A 16,750-nucleotide genomic window follows, 5' to 3' on the forward strand; every position below is an offset into this window, starting at 1 on the left:
ATCGTTCATTTTGTGGCATTTAGCCCATTTTCATCCTCTCTAAAACTTCATTTTCTGCTGAAAATCATGCTTTTAGATACAGGAGTACAACTTTTATCTGCCGGAAGACATCACTCTATCCACCGGACGCGTTGCTTCCCTCAACCATTCCAGGTCTTCGCCTTCGAGATAAGGAGAAAGCTTTTCAAAAACATCACGATGATAGGTATCGAGCCATTCGATTTCTTCTGGCTGAAGCATGCTGAAATCTACCGGAGTCAGGTCGATAGGACAAAGCGTGAGGGATTCCATCTGCAGGAATTTGCCGAATTCCGTCGTCTGATAGTCTTTTATCAATAATGTATTCTCGATTCTCACTCCGAATTTGCCTGAAAGATAGAGCCCCGGCTCATCGGTCACGGTCATGCCGGCACACAAAGGAGTGGGCTTCCATTCCATACGGATTTGGTGAGGGCCTTCGTGTACACTGAGATAAGCCCCCACTCCATGTCCCGTACCGTGCAGATAATTATACCCCTCGCGCCACATGCATTCCCTGGCCAGAGCATCCAGTTGAGTGCCCGATGCGCCATCAGGGAATTTGGCGAGTTCCAGTTGGATATGTCCTTTCAGCACTAGCGTATAGACGTGCTTCATCTCCTCTGTCACAGGTCCGAGCGCTATCGTACGGGTGATATCGGTGGTTCCATCCTGATATTGTGCTCCGGAATCTATCAGAATCAGACCTTCCGGCTTGAGAGCAACATCCGTTTCAGGCGTCGCCTCATAGTGAACAATGGCACCATGTGCCTGATAACCGGCTATCGTATCAAAGGAAATATCACGGAAAAGATGCTGCTCTGCACGAAGCGAAGTAAGTTTGCGGTCGATGGAAATTTCAGTCTGTCCACCAGCCTCCACAGCCGGTTTGAGCCATCTCAGGAACTTGACCATCGCCACTCCGTCTCTCAGCATTGCCTGTCGGAAACCCGCGATTTCCCTATCATTTTTCTGTGCTTTCATCGCTGGAATAGGTGATTTTCCTGCAATAATCTCCTGACATTTCACGGTTTTCCACAGAAAATAGCTGGTTTCATCGCCATCCAGAAGGATATTATACTCGGAATATCGCTCCAATCCTTCAGCCACCTTATTATATGGATAGAGCGAAATGCCGTTTTCAGTCAGATAAGCCTTCACCTCGTCATTGATTTTAGCAGAATCCACATAGAGCGAAACCTGCTGGGAGGAGATGAGAAGATAACTGACGAAGACAGGCACACAATGAACATCTGTGCCACGGAGATTGAGTGTCCAGGCGATATCATCGAGCGCAGAAATGAGCATTCCGTCGGCATGACGCTGGCGGAGAGCAGTCCGGATGCGGGAAATCTTGGAAGCAACGGATTCTCCTGCAAATTCCATCGGCTGAATTTCTACAGGATTGGCTGGGATGGCAGGACGATCTGTCCAAATCAGCCCCAATGGGTCTAAATTGGTTCTCACCGTGATGCCACCCGACTTCCGAAGATCGGCTATCAGCCCCATCATTTCGTGATAGGAATTTACCATACCATCGAGGCCCACTTCTGCATTTTCGCCCTGCAATTCCTGAGCAAGCCATTCAGAAATAGTAGGAGTACCCTCAATTTTCTGCTTCATCAACTGGAATTCCGTACCCTTCAACTGCTCCTCGGCAGCCAGGAAATAACGAGAATCAGTCCACAAAGCAGCTGATTTCATCGTAACCACCGCCGTTCCGGCAGAGCCGTTGAATCCGGAAATCCAAGTTCTACCCTGCCAATGATCGGCCACATATTCGCTCTGATGAGCGTCTGTACTTGGGAAAATAAAGGCAGAAAGATGCTCTCGGCGCATCACTTCCCTCAAACTTTCCAATCTCTGATTGATTTCATTCATAATTTTATCTCTATTATTTAATTTGCATCTGATTATATCTCTATCATATCCTAATTTGCGTCTGATTAAATCTCTGTCATACGTCTTAGTTTGCATCTGATTAAATCTCAGCGATATCTTCATCTCTGAGATTCCATTCTGAGCATTTTACACCTTATTATATATATAGGGAAAAGAAGCATCAGAAGAATCGCCCCAAAGGCGCAGAAAGAATCACCCCTAAAAATTACAGAAAGAATCATCAAAATAATCCAGTAGAATCTTCGAAAACGACTGAAAGATTCGATAAAAACCAGCCGGAAGCAGGAATTTTTCTTTCCATCAGAACGCATTTTGCTAATTAGAGATTACAAAGATAATAATTTTAAGAATTAACAACAAATTTAAGCGCAAATAAATGCACGTTTTACATTACTTTTTAGTAATTTTGCGGTCGGAAAAGAAAAATGAAGGTAAATATACTTTCAGATAGGTTCCACACCTCTCAGAGAGGGATTTCGGCAGTTAAGAAAAAGAATTTATAAACAACTTAATATAAAAAATTGTAGTTATGGAATTTTTAACTAATGACAAGCTTTTGATCGTCGGTGCCGGCGGTATGATTGGTTCTAACATGGTTCAGAGCGCTTTGATGCTCGGTCTTACTCCAAACATTTGTCTCTACGATATCTACGAGCCAGGTGTTCACGGTGTATTCGATGAGATTCAGCAGTGTGCATTCCCAGGCGTTAACGTAACTTATACTGTTAACCCAGAGGAGGCTTTCACTGGTGCTAAATATATCATTTCTTCAGGCGGTGCTCCTCGTAAGGAGGGTATGACTCGTGAGGACCTCCTCAAGGGTAACTGCAAGATTGCAGCAGAGTTCGGTGACAACATCAAGAAGTACTGCCCAGAGGTAGAACACGTAGTTGTTATCTTCAACCCAGCTGACGTTACAGCTTTGACAGCATTGATCCACTCAGGTTTGAAGCCAAACCAGTTGACATCACTCGCAGCTCTCGACTCTACTCGTTTGCAGCAGGCTTTGGCCCTCGAGTTCGGTGTACAGCAGGATAAGGTAACTGGTGCTCACACTTATGGTGGTCACGGCGAGCAGATGGCTGTATTCGCTTCTCAGGTTAAGGTTGACGGCAAGCCATTGTCAGAGATGGGTCTTTCTGACGAGCGTTGGGAGGAGATCAAGCACCACACAGTACAGGGTGGTTCTAACATCATCAAGCTCCGTGGCCGTTCTTCATTCCAGAGCCCAGCTTACAATGCAGTGAAGATGATCGAGGCTGCTATGGGTGGTGAGAAGTTCACATTGCCTGCTGGCTGCTATGTAAACCACGACAAGCTCGGTTTCAAGAACGTAATGATGGCTATGCCTACTACTATCGACAAGACTGGCGTTCACTTCACAGAGCCTACAGGTACTGAGGAAGAGCTTGCAAGCCTCGCTAAGTCTTACGAGCACCTTTGCAAGATGCGCGATGAGATCGTAGAGCTTGGTATCGTTCCTCCAGTAGCTGAGTGGAAAGAGATGAACCCTAACTTGTAATTCTTCTTCTTAGAATTTTTATAAGTGAATGAGATAGGGCTGAATTGTGAGATGATTTCTTGCGATTCAGCCTTTTTCTTTATTCCTTAAAGAAACTGTCATTACTGTATCTGTCATTACTGTCATCAGCTGTATTTTGCCAATAATGCCATTACGTTCATGGCTTGCTGGTTCAAAATCAGCCCATAATGGTTATTTTTTCCGTAATTTAGATGAAATGACTTTGGCATATTTTTTGTAATTTTGCAAACGAGAAAGAATTCATCCCCCAAAAGATGGGAAATAGTTGGGAAAGACAAATCATAATATTAAAGAAAGAAAAATGGAACTGATTAAAAACAAAACTTTCGGTGGTGAACGCCCACTCTTTGGCGCGCACGACGCCCGTTTGGAAGATATCACTATCACTGATGGAGAATCAGGTATCAAGTGCTGCAAGAACATAGAATGCCACAACTCTAAATTCTATGGAAAATATCCTTGGTGGCACGTGGACGGTTCTCTCATCACAGACTGCTATTTCGCACCTGAAAGCCGATCTGCTATCTGGTACAGCTACAATATGGTGATGAAAGACTGCACTATTGACGGACCGAAATTTTTCAGGGAAATGAAAAACCTTGAACTGGAGAATGTCAATATCACGGATGCTGACGAAACTTTCTGGAAAGTGGATGGACTGAAAATCAAGAATGTAAAACTGCACGAAGGTACATACCCATTCATGTTCTCAAAGAATATCTATGTGGACGGACTGGAAAGCGACTCGAAATATGTATTCCAGTACTGCCAGAATGTAGAAATTCACAACGCCAAGATTACCACCAAAGATAGTTTCTGGGAATGTGAGAATGTAACCGTATATGATTCTGAACTGAACGGAGAATATCTCGCATGGCACAGTAAGAACATCAAGTTGGTGCGCTGCCACATCAGCGGCGAACAACCTCTCTGCTATATGGATCATGTGATACTGGAAGACTGCACTTTCGACAAGGAATGCGACCGTGCTTTCGAGGACTGTAGCAATATCGATGCACATATCAAGGGCTGTATCACCAATATCAAGAACCCTATTTTCGGTCGTATCGAGGCCGACAAAGTGGGCAGCATCACCTACACCGAGTTTGCCAAAGCTCCTCAGGGCGCCTGCGAAATCATCGACAAATCGGAAGGTAAATAATCAAATTTTACGGACCTAACTTTTATGAAGGTCCGTAAAAAAGCGAGACACCCATATCCCGTTCTTTAAAAGAACCTGACTAACAAAGAAAATAGAAAAAGAAATATGAAATACAATTTTGATGAAATCATCGACCGCCGGGGCACCAATTCCTACAAATGGGACCTGGTAAAGGAGGAAGATGTTATCCCTATGTGGGTAGCCGATATGGACTTCCAGACTGCTCCTGCCATCATCGAGGCCCTGCAGAAGCGAGTGGCTCACGGCATCTTCGGCTACACCCTGGTACCGGACTCTTACTACGAGGCCATCACCAGCTGGTTTGCCCGCCGCCACCATTGGAACATCGAGAAAGACTGGATACTCTATACATCGGGCGTAGTGCCTGCCATTTCCTGCTGTCTGAAGGCCATCTGCATGCCTGGCGAACAAGTGCTGGTGCAGACTCCTGTATATAACTGCTTCTTCTCATGCATCAAAAACAGTGGTTGCGAGGTGGTAGAAAACGAATTGAGACGAGTAGGAAACTGCACTTACGAGATAGATTTCGAGGATTTCGAGCGCAAATGTGCTGACGAAAAGACGACTGCTTTCATCCTCTGCAACCCTCACAACCCTGCCGGAAGGGTATGGAAAAAGGAGGAATTGGAGCGCATAAACGATATCTGTCTGAAGCACAACGTAAAGATAGTTGCCGACGAAATCCATTGCGAACTTGTGATGCCGGGCTATCAGTATATTCCTTTCGCAAGCATCAGCGAAGCCTGCAGAGACAATTGTGTGGTATTGAATTCTCCATCCAAATCATTCAATATTGCCGGTCTGCAGATAGCCAACATCATCTGTCCGGATGCCGCATTGCGACGCCGTATCAACAGGGCTATCAATATCAACGAGGTGTGTGATGTCAACCCATTCGGAGTCATTGCTCTCCAGGCTGCATACAATGAGAGCGAGGAATGGCTGGACGAACTGAATCAGTATCTCTATGAGAACTATCAGACCGTAAAGGAATTTTTCAATTCCGAATTACCTCAGGTTCGAGTTACCCGTCTGGAAGGCACATACCTGGTATGGCTCGACATTCTGCCTTTCGACCTATCGAGCGACGAGGCTTATGAGAAGCTGATGAATGACGGCAAGGTATTCGTGAATAGCGGCACCATGTATGGCAGAAAAGCCGGTCAAGGCTTCCTGCGCCTCAACATCGCCTGTCCTCGCAAGACCCTGATGCAGGGACTGATCCGTATCGCCAGAGTATTGAGTCAGTACGTGGAAGACGAGGATACTGGTTGTCCGATGTAATTTTGAGTGAAGAACGAAGAGTGAAGAGTGAAGAATTCAAATGCTTTTCGTGCTTCACTCTATTAGGATATAAACAATTAAAATATAAAACTGAAAGACAATGGAAAATGAAGTTTTGAAAGCCATTAAGGAGAGAAGAAGTATCCGTAGATACAAGGCTGATCAGATCACAGATGAGGAACTGAAAACCGTATTGGAGGCAGGCACATGGGCTGCCACCGGTCATGGCACTCAGGAACCATTCATCATCGCAGTACAGAATCCGGAGACCTGCGCCCAGCTTCGCAAAATGAATGCTGAGGTGATGGGTGTAGAGAGTGATCCTTACTATGGAGCACCAACCATCGTCATCGTTTTGGCTCCAGAGAGCAATGCGAACGCCATCAAGGACGGCAGTCTCATCCTCGGCAATATGATGTTGGCAGCCCACTCTATCGGTCTTTCTTCTTGCTGGATCAATCGCGAGGATGCCATGTTTGCTTCCGAGGAGGGCAAAAATCTGTTGAAAGAGTGGAATCTTCCTGAAGGTTTGATAGGAGTTGGAGCCTTGGCATTAGGCTATGCATCTGCTCATCCGCATACTGTAAAGCCTCGCAAAGAGGATTATTACCGCATCATAAAGTAAGAAAAGATATTTCAGTCTCATTTTACTGAATACAATATCCCCTTTTGATTACTGATTTTGTAGATATAAAAAAATGCACCAGACGAGTTCTCTGCTATAAAACTATGTTTTGTAAGTCATAAAACTATGACTTACAAAACATATCCTCATTTTGCTGTCATTTACCGCATCAGAAAACCGTCATTTATCACTTCAGAAGGTTGAAATTTATCTCTTCTGCATAAAATCGCAAGTTTACGCACACTAAAATTTGCTGGTTACAAAAAAAGCAATACTTTTGCACCATAAATACAAAAGTACTGCTTTCATAAAATTATATTCTCCCTGAGAAAGGGGGCTTACTTCTTTGCGAAAAGAAAGTCTTCCTATGCTGACTATACTTAAAGCTGCACCTTAGAAAGAACCTTATCTGTTGCGCCAGACAGGCTCGCTACGAATTCTCCAGCCTTTTCTCCCGCAGACTTCAGGAAAGCTTCGTCATTCATCATCGACTTCATCAAGCCTGCAAAGTCCTCAAAATTGTTGATTTCGAATCCGCCGCCAGACTTCAGCAAGCCCTGAGCTTCCTGGAATTTCTTGTTGTTAGGACCGAAAATAACCGGCATATTCCATACGGCAGCCTCCAGGGTATTATGAATACCTACTCCGAAACCACCTCCGATATAAGCCACATCGCCATAATGGTACATGCTGCTCAGCAGTCCGAAGCAGTCGATAATCAGCACATCTGCCCCAGCAGCTTCCTCAGGAGTAGTCTGAGTATAGCGCACCACCTTCTTATCCTTCAGCAGAGAAAGAATCAGTTTCAGATGTTCCTCGGCTATGACATGAGGAGCTATCAGCAAGCGCCAATCCTTATGCTCATTGAAGAAGCGGATGAAGATTTCCTCATCAGGAGGCCATGAACTTCCTGCTACAAACACCTTGTAGTCCTGAGAAGGAACGGATGCAGACTTACCCGCAGGGGATTCTGTCAAAGGACCATCAGAAGAATACCCATCAGCAGAAATTCCCTTTCTGAACGCCTCGCAGATAGGCAGATGCTTGGCTGCTTCCTTGATCTGCAGCACACGGTCGAAGCGGGTATCTCCTACCACATCCACATCCGTAATACCGATGCCGGCGAGCAGTCGCTTGCTCTCCTCATTCTGTACAAAGAAACGGGTGAAGCACTTCAAGACATTTGCATAGCTCCTGCCATACCACTTGAAGAATACCTGATCCTCACGGAAGATACTGCTCACACTATATGTAGGAATATTGCGGTACTTGAGAATATGGAGGAAATTAGACCAGAATTCATACTTGATGAAAAAAGCCATCACAGGGCGTACCAGGCGAAGGAAACGGATGGCATTCAGGCGGGTATCCACCGGCATATAGCAGATGATGTCAGCGCCCTCATAATTCTTGCGCACCTCATATCCGGAAGGCGAATAGAAGGTAAGCAGAATCTTATACTGGGGATAATCTCTGCGGATGCGCTCCATCAAAGGACGACCCTGTTCAAACTCGCCAAGTGATGCGGAATGAAACCAGATATACTTTTCGGAAGGATCCACATTTTCCCTCAGTACCCTGAAGGCATCGCGCTCACCTCGCCACATCTTGCGCACCTTCTCATTGAAAAGGCTGGCGATGGCGATTCCCCAAAGCACGAAATAAATGACGACATTATAGATCATGTTTTTCTTTTTTTTGGGTTAGTATCTATAAATATCTAAATATAAATTGAATTCTCTCTGAGGAAAATCCCCGCACAAAGCAGAAATTTTCCACAGAAAGAGATAAAATATGCTGACTGCGATGCTTATCCGAGAACCTCAATGGCTCTGCGGAGACGCTTCAGAGTCTCCTCCTTGCCGAGGAAGGCTGAGATATCAAACATACCTGGACCCTTACCCTCGCCTACGAGCGTGAGACGGAAAGCATTCATCACATCACCGAGCTTATAGCCCTTATCCTCTACCCATTTCATCACAACAGGCTCCTGACCCTCGATAGAGAAATCCTCGATGCCCTCCAGCACTTCAGCCAGTTCGGTCATCTGCTGAGCAGAATACTCCTTCCAGCGCTTCTTGGCTGTCTTGGCATCATACTCTGTAGGAGGAATGAAGAAGAATGAGCACAATGGCCACAACTCATATACGAAGTTCACGCGATCCTTCATCATGTGTACCACCTGCTTCACGCGGTCCATTGTCTCCTCCACACCGTTATTAGCCACGATAGGCGCAAAGAGATTGGCTATCTCATCATCGCTCTTCATGAGGATGTACTCATGGTTGAACCAGATGCCCTTCTTGAAGTCAAACTTGGCTCCTGCCTTAGAGCAGCGGGAGATATCGAAAGCCTTCACCAGTTCGTCGAGAGAGAAGATTTCCTGCTCTGTGCCAGGATTCCAGCCCAGCAATGCAAGGAAATTGACTACTGCCTCTGGGAAATAACCGCTCTCACGATAACCAGAAGAAACCTCGCCGGTCTTAGGATCGTGCCACTCCAATGGGAATACAGGGAAACCGAGACGGTCGCCATCACGCTTGCTCAACTTACCCTTACCCTCTGGCTTGAGAAGCAATGGAAGATGGGCAAAGCGAGGCATGGTATCCTCCCAGCCGAAAGCCTTGTAGAGAAGTACATGCAATGGTGCACTTGGCAACCACTCCTCACCGCGGATTACATGAGAGATTTCCATCAGATGATCGTCCACGATATTAGCCAGGTGGTAAGTAGGAAGCTCGTCGGCACTCTTGTAGAGCACCTTGTCGTCGAGGATATCGCTCATCACCTTCACATCGCCACGAATCATATCGTTGACGTGGATTTCCTCTCCAGGTTCTATCTTGAAACGTACGGTATATTGCTTGCCGTCTGCGATGAGCTGGTCCACCTCTTCCTGAGAAAGGGTGAGAGAATTACGCATCTGCATACGGGTGTGGGCATCATACTGGAAATTCTGGATTTCAGCACGCTTGGCCTCCAGTTCCTCTGGAGTATCAAAAGCGATGTAAGCCTTGCCATTGTCGAGAAGCTGCTGTACATATTTCTTATAGATGTCACGACGCTCGCTCTGACGGTAAGGACCATGCTCACCACCGAAGCTCACTCCCTCATCAAACTTGATGCCGAGCCACTTGAATGACTCCAGGATATATTCCTCGGCACCTGGTACGAAACGATGAGAGTCAGTATCCTCGATACGGAACACAAGTTCACCACCATGCTGGCGAGCAAACAAATAATTATAGAGGGCGGTACGTACACCACCAATGTGCAATGCACCCGTAGGACTTGGGGCAAAACGCACTCTTACTTTTCTATCTGCCATGTCTTATTTTATAGCTATTTTCAAAATTTTCTGCAAATTTACATCTTTTTTTGCGATTATAATAGTTTTTTTTCGTATTTTCGCACATGAAAAGGGAAATATGGGGCAAATCGGCATTTTTATTCAAAGAAATGCTCCTTTTTATCCATAAATATTCAAAAGTGAAGAAACTTTCCCACCAATCCAACAAGAAAAACAAAAACAAAAAAATATGAGTATATTCAACAATCCGGAAGAAAACTATTGGCGCAACCTGGTGACTAAGGCCATACTGGTCTGCATGACCGTGGCTGTCATCGTATGGTTTCTGCCTCGCAATGAGGGTCGCCAGTACCGATACGATGTAGGAAAGCCATGGATGTACGGCTCTGTCATCGCCAAGTTCGACTTTCCAATCTACAAAACCGATGAAGCTATCAAGCACGAACAGGATTCGATGATGAACCAGTTCCAGCCCTACTATGGCCTGAATCCAACGGTGGAAAACGTGCAGGTGAACCGATTTCTCCACGATTTCCAGAAGGGAATACCCGGTCTGCCTAATGATTTTGTGGGGCTCATAGCCAACGAACTGCACAATGTCTATCAGATGGGCATCATCAACACCACGGAGTACAACCGCATCTTCAAGGATTCTACCAGCACCATCCGAATCATCAGCGGAAAGAACGTGAAAAGCGTGCCTATCAAGTCGTTCTACTCTACGATAGCCGCCTATGAGCATCTCTTTGCCAACGAAAAATTGGCTGCCCAGCGACCGCTGCTCTCCCGCTGCAACCTCAACAACTATATAGAGGCCAACATCATCTACGAAAAAGAGAAAAGCGAAACCGAGAAAAACGACCTGCTGAGCAGCATTCCATTGGCAAGCGGAATGGTGATGAGCGGACAGAAAATCGTGGACAGAGGCGAGGTGATCAGCGACTACACCTTCCGCGTGCTCACATCCTTCGACAAGGAAATGAAGCGGCGCACGTCCACTGAGGAGGAAATCACCACCACCATCATCGGACAGGTGCTCTTCGTATTCATCCTTGTCATGATGTTTACGTCATACCTCTCGCTCTTCCGCAAAGACTATTTCGAAAAACCACGCAGCATCACGATGCTCTATGCGATGATCACGCTCTTCCCTATCCTGGTATCGCTGATGATGAAGCACAATTTCTTCTCTGTGTATATTATCCCGTTTGCCATGGTGCCTATCTTCGTAAGAGTATTTATGGATTCCCGCACGGCATTCATCACCCATGTCACGATGATTCTGATATGTGCGGCGGCTGTAAAATACCAGTATGAATTCATCATCGTGCAGCTGGCTTCCGGACTGGTGGCCATCTATTCGCTCCGTGAATTGAGCAAGCGCTCGCAGATATTCATCACAGCCCTGCTGGTGACGGTGGCAAGCGGAGTGGTATATCTGGCACTACAGCTGATGCAGGACAACGAGGTATTCAATATCGACACCAGCATGTACACCCATTTCACCATCAACGGCATCTTCCTGCTACTCTCCTATCCGCTGATGTATCTGATAGAAAAGCTGTTCGGATTTATCTCGAATGTCACATTGTTTGAACTTTCGAATACCAACAAGGGACTGCTGCGCAACCTGAGCGAGATAGCTCCAGGCACCTTCCAGCACTCCATCACCGTGGGAAATCTGGCTGCCGAAATCGCCAACCGCATCCATGCCAACAGTCTGCTCGTGCGTACGGGTGCATTATATCATGACATCGGCAAGATGAGCAATCCTGTATTCTTCACCGAAAATCAGGCTGGCGTCAATCCGCACGACCAGCTTACCAATCTGGAGAGTGCACAGATCATCATCAGCCACGTGACCGAAGGCTTGAAAATGGCAGAAAAGGCCAACCTTCCTGGCATCATCAAGGATTTCATCTCCACCCATCATGGCACCGGGCTTACCAAGTATTTCTATATTAATTATTGTAATGCCCATCCAGATGAAAATGTAAACAAGGAGCTTTTCCAGTATCCAGGTCCGAATCCATTCACCCGTGAGCAGGCTATTCTGATGATGGCCGACACGGTGGAAGCAGCCTCCCGCTCGCTCAACGAATATACCGAGGAAAGCATCAGCACGCTCATCAACAAGCTCATCGACGGTCAGGTGGCTGAAGGTTTCTTCAAGGAATGTCCTATCACCTTCCGCGACATCGCCCTGGCCAAAGTGGTGCTCACAGAACGTCTGAAATCCATTTATCATACGCGAATTTCGTATCCGCATCTGAATAAATAACTGGTGATTATTGAACATAAATAAATCCCGATTTATTGCACATATCATTTATTCTGTGCAGTATTTTGGGATTTTATTGTTAATATACTTTAAATAAGAAATAAAAGTAGTAGCGAAATAGAACATTCTTCTTACCTTTGCGGACGTTTTTATTTAAATTTATTAAAATGAAGAAACTTAAATTAGTTTGTGTTGCCATTGCGATGGCAGGTGCAGCACCTACTTTTGCAGGTGGTTTGCTCACTAATACAAACCAACATGTAGCATTCAATAGAATGATGAGCCGTGAGGCTTCCATCGGTATCGATGGTGTTTATTACAACCCAGCAGGCGTTGTATTCATGGGTGAAGGCCACCATCTTGCCATCAACTGGCAGTTGGCTTACCAAACTCGTACTATCAACAATGATTACAAATTGTTTACTAATAATGTAAACAATCCTATCACTCCTCGTGATTTCAAGGGTAAGGCTTTTGCCCCAGTTATCCCTTCTTTCCAGTATGCCTACAACAAGGGCAAATGGTCGTTCCAGGCTAACTTCTCTCTCACTGGCGGTGGCGGTAAGTGTACCTTCGACGATGGTCTGGGTTCTTTCGAGAAAATCGTATCAGAGACTGCAATTGCTGCTTGCGGACTGGCAGGTGTCGTTGACCAGACTTTAGGCAATAAACTCGGTCAGCCAGGCATGGAAATGTTCACTTCAGACCAGGCTTTCGGCAAAACCGGCAAGTACAGCTTCAACAGTTATATGCACGGTCGCCAGTATTACTATGGTCTCTCTGCAGGTGCTGCATATAAGTTCTGCGATAACTTCAGCGCATTCTTGGGTGTTCGCGGTGTCTATGCATTAACCAACTACTATGGATATGTAGAAAACATCAATGTAGGTAACATGCCTCTCTATAAGGTGCTCGACCCAAGCAAGGAAACAGCAGCCAACATCGAGTTGAGCTGCGACCAGACTGGTGTAGGCTTCACTCCTATCATCGGCGTAGATTACAAGACAGGCCGCTGGAACTTCTCTGCTAAATACGAGTTCAAGACCCGTATTCGCCTGAAGAACAAGTCAGTAAACCAGACTCCAAGTATCGGTAACTTGCCAGCCAACCTTGCCAATCAGATGACAGGCATCCTGACTGATAAATTTCATAATGCAGGTCTTCCACTTGAGCAGGCTAAGCAACAGGCAGAAAACACTACCAATGCAGTATTGAATGACCCAACAGTAGGAGCTACTATGATGGGCTTGAAGACCCAGTTTGACCAGAAGTTGAACAAGGCTATCGGTGAATACGAGGATGGTAAGAAGATTGCAGGCGATATTCCTGGCTACTTGGCTCTCGGTATCGGCTACAGCCCTGTCGATGCAGTAAGAGTAAACGTAGGTTTCCACTGGTTCGACGACAAGAATGCTACATCTTACAACAACCGCAACAAGGAGTTGAAGCGTGGTACTTTGGAGTATAATGCAGGTGTAGAGGTAGACGTTAACAAGAAAATCACCCTGAGTACAGGTTGGCAGAACACAAACTATGGTTTGTCTGATGAGTATATGGACGACAAGTCATTCGTAGTAGGTTCAAATTCTGCTGCCATCGGTGGTGTTTATCACATCAACAAGAAGATGGATCTCAACGTAGCTTACTTCCACACATTCTATCAGCACAAGAAGACTTCCGAGACAGTTCAGCTTGCAGCTGACAAGAGCATCGTCTATAATTCAGACTATACACGTAATAACAACGTGTTTGCCGTAGGTCTCGATATTAATTTCTAAATGATAGATCGTTCTGAATAAGAATCCTGAAGAAATTCGGAACACATAACTACAACAATCAAAAGAGGGTGTGTCATAAGTCAAAGACACATCCTCTTTTTCGTTTCTTCATTGATTTTCTTCACATGTTTTTTCTTTCATCGGATTTCACGAATAAATCGGAGGCAGTTTTGCTTATCGGATTATTCACGGATTTCCGCGGATATTTGGCCTCTGGCCAATGGCTGGCGCCGTAGCGATCCAATTAAATTATAATATTTTCCTTTACATCGGATCAACATCATAGTAAATGACCAAAGCCCCATATCGCGGAGCTTTCGACATTTTTTCTTGAGCAAACAACAGGAATTCCCTCACTTTCCTATAGTCGAGAGAATTCTCCAACTTGATGACTATCTTACGGATATTCATTGTCTTCACACGAGCCACTGCAGGCTTATCAGGTCCTAAGATTCTCTCCCCAAACCATCCTCGCAAGGTCTGTCCCAGCTCCATACTTGCCTGCTGACAGACTTTCTCATGCTTGTGCTTCAGATAGACGTTGATGAGATGATAGAAAGGCGGATAATGAAAGGCTTTACGTTCTTCCAGCAAGTCGCGGTAGAAAGTGGCATAATCATTGTGAACCACCTGCGAGATAACAGGCAATTCCGGAGATTTCGTCTGCAGAATCACCAGTCCTCGCTTGCCCTTTCTGCCAGCCCTTCCACTCACCTGCGCCATCATCATAAAGGCATGTTCATAGGCCCGGAAGTCAGGATAATTGAGCATCGAGTCGGCATTGAGAATACCCACAACGCTCACCTTGTCAAAATCCAGTCCCTTGGAAATCATCTGCGTACCGATAAGCAGGTTGGTTTTTCCCGAAGAAAAATCCTCTATCAGGCGTTCATAGGCATTGCGGGTGCGGGTCGTATCAAGATCCATACGGGCAATACGCGCCTCAGGGAAGATTTCAGTCAACTGGTCTTCCACCTTCTCTGTTCCGATACCACGCCCCGTCAGTTCGGTACTTCCACAGTTAGGACATTCCGTAGGAACAGGATACGTGTAGCCACAATAATGGCAGGTAAGCAGATTGATATTCTTATGCAATGTGAGCGACACATCACAGTTTTTGCATTTCGGAACCCATCCACAGACCTTACACTCAATCATCGGCGCAAAACCGCGCCTGTTCTGAAAGAGAATAGCCTGTTCGCCACGCTGCAAGGCCTCTCTTACGGCAGCCAATAGTTGTGGCGAATATGCCCCCTTCATGATCTTGCGATGGCGCAAATCCTTCACATCCACCACCTGTATTTCCGGCAACTGGATGTTTTTATATCGCGTTTTCATCTCCACCAGACCATACTTTCCCTGCTGGGCATTGTAATAACTTTCCATCGAAGGAGTAGCCGTACCCAAGAGCACTTTGGCTTCGGGATACATACTTGCCAAAACGATGGCTGCGCTGCGGGCATGATAGCGAGGAGCGGGATCCTGCTGCTTGAAACTGGTTTCATGCTCCTCATCCACTATCACAAGTCCGAGTTTCTGAAAAGGCAGGAAGACTGCACTTCTGGCTCCTAAGATGACATCATAAGGATGATCAGACATCTGTTTCTGCCAGATTTCCACACGCTCTGCATCGCTATATTTCGAGTGATAGATACCAAGTCGGTCTCCAAAAACCCGGTGAAGACGTTCCATAATCTGCACCGTAAGCGCAATTTCCGGCAAGAGATAAAGTACCTGCTTATGCTCATCGAGCGCCTGTTTGATGAGGTGGATATAGACCTCCGTCTTACCGCTGGAAGTCACTCCATGCAAGAGCACCACATTCTTCTTCATCATCTGCATCAGAATCTGGTTGTAAGCATCCTGCTGGGGCATCGAGAGCGGTTTGATCAACTCGAAATGAGATTCGCCAGATGTATTCAGACGCCCTACTTCTATCTCGTATGTAAAAAGAAATCCCTTATCTATCAGACTTTTGATAATGGCAGAGGTGGAATGACTCTCGTTCATTAGTTCCTCCTTTGTTACTTTTTCTATAAAAGAAGGAATATCAGAAGGCTGATTTCCATTTGAAGAAGGAATATCAGGAGACTGCATATTTCTCAATTCATAGAATTCCTCCCGCAGCAGTCCGTTTTCATCTACTTCGTTTTCGAGAAGAATATCCCAATGAGACAGTTGGAGGAAGGTGGTAAAAGCCTTCATTTGCTTGACAGCCCTCCCCATCATCTGAAGCGCCACACGGAGCGTCTGAGGATTGCGATAAGCACTCGACAAACCGACATATAGCTCCATTTTGGGTTTAAACTTCTCTGTAGATTTCAGTCCAGCCGGGAAAGCAGCATTATAGACATCACCCAATGGAGACATGTAATAATCGCTGATCCACGACCAGAGCCGGTATTGCCTTTCCAGAAGCACAGGGTTTTCATCCAGCACCTGCTCTATCGGTTTCACCTCAAAAGCAGGCTTCTCATCATGCGTTTTCACCGCCATACCGATATACTTCTTGCTCCTTCCCAGGGGTACGAGCAGGCGCTTGCCAAACACAACCCTCCCTTCCATTCCATCAGGAACAGAATAGGTAAACAAGCCTGGAAGCGGCAAAGGAAGTATCACATCTACGTATTTCATACAGAAAAGTCATCTTGAGAATTATATCGTCGTGCAAATTTAGATAAAATTTCTGAATTATAAGCCAGTATAATAAAAAACTTCAATGATTTCCCTCGAATTGTGCGAAATTAGCCTTGTTTTTCGAGAAATCAAGACCACAACTGCAAAAAATCCTACTAACGTGCTCTGAGTCACAAAAATATTAATTAT

At 45.7% G+C, this 16,750-nt stretch carries 10 protein-coding genes; 6 read left to right on the forward strand and 4 right to left on the reverse strand.

Translation table 11 applies throughout. The features are described 5' to 3' along the window. Positions 1 to 93 precede the first annotated feature (93 nt). Positions 94 to 1,899, reverse strand: coding sequence for an aminopeptidase P family protein (locus tag DW917_RS04245; RefSeq protein ID WP_118116760.1), 1,806 nt, complete (start codon positions 1,897 to 1,899; stop codon positions 94 to 96). Positions 1,900 to 2,449: 550 nt separating this feature from the next. Between DW917_RS04245 and DW917_RS04250 the strand changes: the two genes are divergently transcribed. The 4 genes from DW917_RS04250 (at position 2,450) to DW917_RS04265 (ending at position 6,555) form a co-directional block, all read left to right on the forward strand. Continuing rightward, entirely contained in the window at positions 2,450 to 3,442 is a 993-nt protein-coding gene (locus DW917_RS04250) for a malate dehydrogenase (RefSeq protein ID WP_118116762.1), read from the forward strand. Between the two features lie 322 nt (positions 3,443 to 3,764). Then, complete coding sequence (locus DW917_RS04255; protein ID WP_118116764.1) at positions 3,765 to 4,625, forward strand: DUF3737 family protein; 861 nt, start codon at positions 3,765 to 3,767, stop codon at positions 4,623 to 4,625. 105 nt (positions 4,626 to 4,730) lie between these two features. Beyond that, positions 4,731 to 5,930, forward strand: a complete 1,200-nt coding sequence (locus DW917_RS04260) for a MalY/PatB family protein (RefSeq protein ID WP_118116766.1) — start codon at positions 4,731 to 4,733, stop codon at positions 5,928 to 5,930. Between the two features lie 100 nt (positions 5,931 to 6,030). Then, positions 6,031 to 6,555, forward strand: a complete 525-nt coding sequence (locus DW917_RS04265) for a nitroreductase (protein ID WP_118116768.1) — start codon at positions 6,031 to 6,033, stop codon at positions 6,553 to 6,555. Between the two features lie 380 nt (positions 6,556 to 6,935). Here the strand turns inward: DW917_RS04265 and DW917_RS04270 are convergent, their stop codons facing one another. Beyond that, positions 6,936 to 8,237, reverse strand: a complete 1,302-nt coding sequence (locus tag DW917_RS04270; protein WP_118116792.1) for a 3-deoxy-D-manno-octulosonic acid transferase — start codon at positions 8,235 to 8,237, stop codon at positions 6,936 to 6,938. A gap of 128 nt (positions 8,238 to 8,365) precedes the next feature. Next, positions 8,366 to 9,883 (reverse strand): glutamate--tRNA ligase, encoded by a 1,518-nt coding sequence (gene gltX, locus DW917_RS04275; protein ID WP_118116770.1) that lies wholly within the window; start codon positions 9,881 to 9,883, stop codon positions 8,366 to 8,368. Between the two features lie 211 nt (positions 9,884 to 10,094). Here gltX and DW917_RS04280 point away from each other — a divergent pair, with 211 nt between their 5' ends. Further along, positions 10,095 to 12,146, forward strand: a complete 2,052-nt coding sequence (locus DW917_RS04280) for an HD family phosphohydrolase (RefSeq protein WP_118116772.1) — start codon at positions 10,095 to 10,097, stop codon at positions 12,144 to 12,146. Between the two features lie 167 nt (positions 12,147 to 12,313). Beyond that, positions 12,314 to 13,924 carry a hypothetical protein gene (locus DW917_RS04285; protein ID WP_118116774.1) on the forward strand — a complete coding sequence of 537 codons (1,611 nt, stop codon included), beginning with the start codon at positions 12,314 to 12,316 and terminating at the stop codon, positions 13,922 to 13,924. 264 nt (positions 13,925 to 14,188) lie between these two features. Here the strand turns inward: DW917_RS04285 and priA are convergent, their stop codons facing one another. Continuing rightward, a complete protein-coding gene (priA, locus tag DW917_RS04290) occupies positions 14,189 to 16,558 on the reverse strand; it encodes a primosomal protein N' (protein WP_118116776.1) in 2,370 nt (789 codons plus the stop codon). Positions 16,559 to 16,750 lie beyond the last annotated feature (192 nt).

Origin of the sequence: Prevotella sp. AM42-24 (assembly GCF_003461825.1) — a bacterium.
Taxonomy (GTDB): Bacteria; Bacteroidota; Bacteroidia; order Bacteroidales; family Bacteroidaceae; genus Prevotella; species Prevotella hominis.

Excerpts from the sequence above, each read along its gene's own strand:
- DW917_RS04285 (WP_118116774.1), top strand. The coding sequence starts at position 12,314 with ATGAAGAAACTTAAATTAGTTTGTGTTGCCATTGCGATGGCAGGTGCA.
- priA (WP_118116776.1), bottom strand. The coding sequence starts at position 16,558 with ATGAAATACGTAGATGTGATACTTCCTTTGCCGCTTCCAGGCTTGTTT.
- DW917_RS04250 (WP_118116762.1), top strand. The coding sequence starts at position 2,450 with ATGGAATTTTTAACTAATGACAAGCTTTTGATCGTCGGTGCCGGCGGT.
- DW917_RS04245 (WP_118116760.1), bottom strand. The coding sequence starts at position 1,899 with ATGAATGAAATCAATCAGAGATTGGAAAGTTTGAGGGAAGTGATGCGC.
- DW917_RS04280 (WP_118116772.1), top strand. The coding sequence starts at position 10,095 with ATGAGTATATTCAACAATCCGGAAGAAAACTATTGGCGCAACCTGGTG.
- DW917_RS04265 (WP_118116768.1), top strand. The coding sequence starts at position 6,031 with ATGGAAAATGAAGTTTTGAAAGCCATTAAGGAGAGAAGAAGTATCCGT.
- DW917_RS04260 (WP_118116766.1), top strand. The coding sequence starts at position 4,731 with ATGAAATACAATTTTGATGAAATCATCGACCGCCGGGGCACCAATTCC.
- DW917_RS04255 (WP_118116764.1), top strand. The coding sequence starts at position 3,765 with ATGGAACTGATTAAAAACAAAACTTTCGGTGGTGAACGCCCACTCTTT.
- gltX (WP_118116770.1), bottom strand. The coding sequence starts at position 9,883 with ATGGCAGATAGAAAAGTAAGAGTGCGTTTTGCCCCAAGTCCTACGGGT.